This window comes from Hansschlegelia zhihuaiae (assembly GCF_004103825.1).
Classification (GTDB): Bacteria; Pseudomonadota; Alphaproteobacteria; order Rhizobiales; family Methylopilaceae; genus Methylopila; species Methylopila zhihuaiae.
On record NZ_RYFI01000026.1, the window covers coordinates 1 to 1,351 of the forward strand.

Genomic DNA, 1,351 nt, shown 5'->3' on the forward strand with positions numbered 1-1,351 from the left:
ACCACGCAACATGCAATCCATCACTTCGCCAAGGTGGATGGATCGCCGGGTCAAGCCCGGCGATGACGGCCTATCCTGATCGCTTTCCGCCCTATAGCGACCCGCCGTCCGCCTCGCGCTGCATCTCGGTCGCGAGCTTCTTGAAGCGCCGCGTCGCGCGTTCGAGGAAGCTCGCGACGCGATCGACCTGTTCGTCGGTCGGCAGGTCGAGCGTGGGATCGCGCGGGACGGCGCCCTTGAGCGAGGCGGAGCGGTCCGGCGAAAGCGCCTTCACCCTGGCCTCGAGCTCCGCAACGCGCTTTTCGAGCTGGGCGACCATGGCGGCGTCGGCCGAGCCGCCCTCCGCGGTCGGCCGGCAGGCGTAGCCGTCGCCGGCCGGCGCGCAGAGCGAGGTCATCCCGGTCTGCCGGTCGAGCCTCAAGAAGCCGCCGTCGACCTGCTTCAACTCGTAGCGATCCGCCGGGGGCGGCTCCGCCCAGGCGGACGAGACGATCGCGGCCCCGCCGATCGCGGCGGCGGCCGCCAGCAAGCCAAGAGCGCGCATGCGCAGCCTCCTTCCGCCGGGTCTCAGTCCCGGCAGCCTGCGACCGAAGCGTGGCGGGACGACGGCGGCGCGACAGGAACAAGGCTTGCCCAGGTGAGGTCGTCATTCCGGACTCGTCCCGGAATCCATCAACGCCGCCCGTCCAATAGCAGGCGCTGGTGGCGGTGATGGATCCCGGCCCTTCGGCCGGGATGACGCGCAAAGTTTCTCCGCCTCGATCTGACGTGCTCAGACCGCGACGCGGTAGGGCGGACGGCCGGTCTCGAGCGCCTCGTCCAGCAGGTCGATCCGGTCCTGGCCCCAGAACACCTCGCCCTCGAGCACATAGGCCGGCGAGCCGAACACCCCCGCCTCGACGGCGGCTGCATGGTTCGCGGCATAGGCCGCGCCCGTCTCCTCCCGCTCGGCGGCCGCGAGCGTCGCGTCGGCGTCGAAGCCCTGCGCCGCGAGGAGCTCTGCGATCGTCGCCCGGTCGGCCATGTCGCGGTCCTCCTCCCAGGCCGCGCGGAAGCCCGCGCCGACATAGCCGGACGGGTCCTGGCCCGCGTCGACCAGGGCGATGATCGCCCGGTCGGCCAGCGCCGGCTCGAACGGCCAGTATGTCGGCCTGAGCTTCAGCGGCCGCTTCCGCCGGTCGGCCCAGCGCAGCAGCTCGAGGTCGCGATAGGTCCGGCGCGGCAGCGCGCGCTTGAGCAGCGGCACGCCGCCGGTGTCGGCGAACACAGACATCAGCGGCATCGGCCGCCAGCCGATCTCGACGCCGCGACGCCGCGCCATCTCCAGGAACGGCTCCCGCCCCCGATGGGC

At 72.1% G+C, this 1,351-nt stretch carries 2 protein-coding genes (1 of these 2 cut by a window edge); both read right to left on the reverse strand.

Annotation, left to right across the window (positions count from 1 at the left end; genetic code table 11):
- Window positions 1–91: 91 nt before the first annotated feature.
- On the reverse strand, window positions 92–544 hold the full coding sequence (locus EK403_RS19915) for a hypothetical protein (RefSeq protein WP_128779209.1): 453 nt from the start codon (window positions 542–544) through the stop codon (window positions 92–94).
- A 228-nt stretch (window positions 545–772) separates the two neighbouring features.
- Window positions 773–1,351, reverse strand: the 3' portion of a protein-coding gene (locus tag EK403_RS19920) for a 2-hydroxychromene-2-carboxylate isomerase (protein ID WP_128779210.1). Its footprint extends 75 nt past the window's final position; 579 of the gene's 654 nt are visible here — the last part of the coding sequence; its start codon lies off the right edge, out of view; the stop codon is at window positions 773–775.